The sequence below is a fragment of the Sulfuricurvum sp. genome (assembly GCF_019163035.1).
Lineage (GTDB): Bacteria > Campylobacterota > Campylobacteria > Campylobacterales > Sulfurimonadaceae > Sulfuricurvum.
Window position 1 is genome coordinate 16747 of the sequence record NZ_JAFLKV010000122.1, and the last position, 4603, is coordinate 21349.

The following is a 4603-nucleotide window of genomic DNA, read 5'->3' on the forward strand; positions in this document are numbered from 1 at the left end:
TGACGCGAAAAGCTCAGATTATCAAAAATCTTACCGGCGTTGAGAGTGAAATGGATCAGTTGCGTGAGATGGAACTCAACGACGAGGGTGATTATGCATCTGCCAGCAATGACAACATGGTTGAAAATGCTATCGGTTCACAACAAATGCACGAGCTTGAAGAGATTGAAGCCGCGCTGTACAAAATTAAAATAAAACAATACGGTATTTGCGAAATGTGCGAAGATGACATCGGCTTCCAACGCCTTAAAGTCAAACCTCATGCCAAATATTGTATTGTTTGTCGTCCAATCGTTGAAAAAAACAAACACCACTAAAAGGGAGAGAATATGCAATTAAAACGCTACACCATCGCATCGCTTATCTTGATGATCTTAGTCGCTGCTGCGGTCTATTCGATTGATAATGAATCGATTTCATTTGATTTGATAGGGATGCACTTTCCTAATCTACCGGTAGCGTTTTGGGTAGTTGTTCCTCTCATCATTATGTATTTGGCAAGTTTGCTTCACATGGGTGTGTATGCGTTGGTCGGAAATTTCAAACTTCGCCGTTTGAACAAAGATCACGAAAAAATGATCGATGCTCTTCGTGATTCATTGCTAGGGGTAAATGAACGCAACTATGTTTATAAAAGTGAGCAGTATAAATTGATGGGTAAACTCATCGATAGTGCTCTCATCTTGCCTTATGAGACGCTTCGATCCATCGGTAATGAAAAAATCGACGAAGTACTTCAACTGATGCGTGATGTCAAAGAGAAGAAAAAAGTGGATATTAAAAAATTCCATTTGGCTTCGAATACCTCAATTGCGATTCAAAACAACCTTAACCGACTTGAGCGCGGTGAAATGGATGCAGATAGTGTCCTTTCCCGTCCTGACAGTTATGGAGAGATCGTATGTGCAAAAGCGTACGAGTCGTATGTGAAAACAGCATCTGTGGGCTCGGTGATGAAGTTTAAACACCTTTTTAACAAAGGTTCTCTGATCGATTTCGTTCAACGGGTCAATGCCGGTGAGAACGGTATCCAAATCAGCAACGAAGAGTTGGTGACACTATTCTCATCTCTTAAACTTGAAAGTAACGATTGGATAGACCTCTCAGCGGCAATGTCTAAAAATATGCTCCCTGAACAACGTATTCGTTTATTCGAGATGTTGAGTGAACACAATGACGATGCGATGGAAGGGTACTTTTACACTCTTTATGATTTGCAAATGATTGACACGGCGAATGAGATTTTGAACAATACAGCCCATGCTGATTATCAAATTTTTAAAGCGTATCGTGATTTGAAAAAAGCAAACAAACACTACGATATCGCGATCTTTTTACGTCGCAGTTGCTAAGTCAAAAAGGTAGCATTGCTACCTTTCCTCTTCAAGGTATTTTTTTATGACTCCTAAACTCTCTTTTGATACTCCTATTTATGCCCTTGCTCCATTAGCCGGATATACCGATTTACCGTTTCGTAATGTCGTCAAAAAATTCGGTGCCGATTTGACGGTGAGTGAGATGATCAGCTCCAATGCACTTGCGTATGGATCGGCGAAAACGATTCGTATGTTGGAGCGAAGTCCCAACGAAGATCCCTACTCGGTGCAGATAGCCGGAGCGGATGAAGAGATCGTTCGTCGTGCGGTAGAGGTGCTAAACGGTGTAGACGATATCGATATTATCGATCTCAACTGTGGATGTCCCGTCCCTAAGATCGTTTGTCACGGTTCGGGAAGTGCATTATTGAACGATCTACCCCGTATGGCGCGTATTATCGAGATGATCAAAAAGACCTCCAACAAATCAACCCTTAGTGTCAAAATACGATTAGGATTTGAATCGAAAAACCATATCGAAATCGCCAAACTCGTCGAATCGTGCGGTGCCGATTTCCTCGCCGTTCACGGGCGCACTCGTGCCGGTAAATTTAAAGCTCCCGTTGATTATGACGCTATCGGAGAGATCAAAGCCTCTGTCGGTATCCCTGTGATTGCCAACGGTGATATTGACTCCTTTGAGAAAGCGCAATGGGTGTTGGAACATACCAAAGCTGATGGTGTCATGATCGGTCGCGGAGCAGTAGGTGCGCCGTGGATTTTTCATCAGCTCAAAACGGGGAGTTCAAATGTTGATCTTTTGATTAAACATGCGATTATCATGGAGCATTTGGACGGTATGGTGAGCTGTTACGGTGCACGTGGTGTCGTGACATTCCGCAAACATGTTCATACCTACTCAAAAGGGTACGAGGGGGCATCAGCGTTGCGTGATCTTGTGAACCGTATAGATGACGTGAGCCACTTCCGCGCGGTGGTTGATGAGTTTTTTCTCACTCATACTCAGGTCGGCGAAGGATTTAAGGCTAGTGATATGAAGTGTGAGTGCTGAGGGCTAACTCTCTTTAGCACTCAACTCTCTAGTTAATTCTAAAAATAATTCTCCGTATCTCTCAAATTTTACTTCTCCTATACCGCTGATATTCAGCATCTCCTCTTTGCTTGTTGGCAGTTGTTCGGCGAGGGAGTAGAGGGTTTTGTCTCCGAAGACGATGTAGGCGGGGATACGGTGCTCTTTAGCTATGCGAGCGCGGAGGGCTTTGAAATTCTCATAATATTTCGGTGCATGGTGATCGTGCTCTTTTGTTTTTACAGAGGCTTTTTTAGGGGTGAGGCGTTCTTGTCGGATGTGGACGCTCTGTTTCCCTTTTAGAATCTCTGCACCGCTCGCGGTAAGTTTTAGCGCTTTGTATTCGTCGGGTTCGATGGCTCCGAGCTCGATGAGCCTTTTGGAAATGGTGCTCCATGTGCTCTTGCTCAGCTCTTTTCCGATCCCGAAAACACTCAGTTTATCATGGGCATTGGAGAGGATTTTCTCTTTTTCTTCTCCGCAAAGAACTTCTGAGATATAAGTGGCACCGAAACGCTCTCCCGTCTTATAGAGACACGAGAGGAATTTTTGGGAGGGGACAGTGATATCAGTTTTTGGACGGTCTGAGTCTTTGCAATTGTCGCATCGATCACCGCATACTTCTACGCTGTCGCTGAAATAAGAGGCGATAAGTCTGTGGCGACACTCTTCGGCGGTGGCATAATCCATCGCAGAGCGGAGTTTAGCGAGGATCATCTCCCGATACTGCGGGTCGCTTCCCTCGTCGATGAGACGTTTTTTGTTGTGAAAATCAGAGCCTGAATAAAAGAGTACCGCTTCAGAATCGATTCCATCACGTCCTGCACGTCCGATCTCTTGATAGTAGTTCTCTATCGTTTTAGGAAGAGAGGTGTGGATAACGAAGCGGATATCCCCTTTGTCGATCCCCATTCCAAATGCGACGGTGGCGACGATGATCTGCGTTTCATCGTTTAGAAACGATTGATGGGTATCGTGTCGCAAAGAACCGCTCATCCCCGCATGATAGGCTAAACATTTAATCCCTTTTTTAGAGAGAAATGCTGCTAGCTCTTCGGTCTCTTTACGGGAGAAGGCATAGATAATCCCGCTCTCCCCCTCATGCTCTTTTAAAATATTCATGAGATCATTATGCCATCCATTGTCTCGTTCGCGAACGGTGATCGTGATGTTTTTACGCAGTACGGGTGCGCGGAGGATTAGAGGTTCATGCAGTCCTAGCTGTGAGAGGATATCTTCACGTACTTTTGGGGTAGCGGTTGCGGTGAAAGCGGCGATAGGGGTATGGGGGAAAGCGGAACGTAACTCGCCCAAACGTCGATAATCGTCTCGGAACTCATGACCCCATTCACTGATACAGTGTGCCTCGTCGATGACGAAAAAATTGATATCCAGTGTTGTGAGCCATGAGAGAAACGAGCCGTTGGCAAGGCGTTCGGGAGCAATATAGAGGAGTTTTAAAATACCGTTTTTAGCTTTGGTAAATGCCTCTTGTTGTTCCTGCGACGATTGTGAAGAGGAAATCATTTCGGCTTCGATCCCAAGCTCTTTGAGCGCTATAACCTGATCGTGCATAAGGGCGATGAGGGGAGAGACGACGATGGTGATTCCCTCCATCAGCAGTGTTGGGAGCTGATAGCAGAGCGATTTCCCCCCTCCGGTAGGGAGTAACATCGCCAAATCACGACGGCTTAGTATCGCATCCACCGCTTCTTCTTGCATCTCTCTGAAATTGGAGAAACCAAAGGTGTGCTTGAGGACTTTATATTTGTCGCTAATGGGGACGCTCAAGATAGATGCCTTTTTAGTTGTTTGATTGATAATCTTTATTATACAATGGCTGATAAAATAATGGAAAAAGAGGGCAATATGCAATATTTTGGATATTTTTTAATGGTTATCATGATTTCATCTGTAGTTGAAGCGGGAATTATTCGTGATATGCTCCAAAAACACTCATCTAGCCATCAAGAGGTAAAACAGCTCACCGATATCTCCTACGGTAGCGATAAAAAACAGCGCCTTGATGTTTATCTTCCCGAAAATCCTAAAAATGCCCCTATTATTGTGATGGTGCACGGCGGAGCGTGGAAAATGGGAGACAAAAAATCGGAGAATGTCGTTCAAAATAAAATGAACCGTTGGGTTTCCAAAGGGATCATTTTCGTATCGCTCAATTACCGTTTGGTTCCCAAAG

General features: G+C 44.5%; 5 protein-coding genes. 4 read left to right on the forward strand and 1 reads right to left on the reverse strand.

The genetic code is table 11. The features are described from left to right. From dksA to JZU62_RS08815, 3 genes are all read left to right on the forward strand, one after another. Window positions 1–317 (forward strand): RNA polymerase-binding protein DksA (gene dksA, locus JZU62_RS08805; protein ID WP_295013935.1); only part of this gene is annotated, 317 nt, incomplete at its 5' end. A 12-nt stretch (window positions 318–329) separates the two neighbouring features. After that, window positions 330–1352: a hypothetical protein gene (locus JZU62_RS08810; RefSeq protein WP_295013937.1), complete on the forward strand. Its 1023-nt coding sequence runs from the start codon at window positions 330–332 to the stop codon at window positions 1350–1352. 46 nt (window positions 1353–1398) lie between these two features. After that, window positions 1399–2388 carry a tRNA-dihydrouridine synthase gene (locus tag JZU62_RS08815; protein ID WP_295013939.1) on the forward strand — a complete coding sequence of 330 codons (990 nt, stop codon included), beginning with the start codon at window positions 1399–1401 and terminating at the stop codon, window positions 2386–2388. 3 nt (window positions 2389–2391) lie between these two features. On the opposite strand, the gene recQ is transcribed toward JZU62_RS08815, so the two are convergent. Then, the gene (recQ, locus tag JZU62_RS08820; protein ID WP_295013941.1) at window positions 2392–4197 is read right to left on the reverse strand and encodes a DNA helicase RecQ; all 1806 of its coding nucleotides are present in this window, start codon (window positions 4195–4197) and stop codon (window positions 2392–2394) included. Between the two features lie 78 nt (window positions 4198–4275). On the opposite strand from recQ, the gene JZU62_RS08825 reads away from it, so the two are divergent. Beyond that, window positions 4276–4603: alpha/beta hydrolase (locus tag JZU62_RS08825; protein ID WP_295013943.1), on the forward strand; the 328-nt coding region annotated here is incomplete at its 3' end.

Bases quoted from the DNA above. Each gene is read 5' to 3' on its own strand.
- JZU62_RS08815 (WP_295013939.1), top strand. From the start codon at position 1,399: ATGACTCCTAAACTCTCTTTTGATACTCCTATTTATGCCCTTGCTCCA.
- JZU62_RS08810 (WP_295013937.1), top strand. From the start codon at position 330: ATGCAATTAAAACGCTACACCATCGCATCGCTTATCTTGATGATCTTA.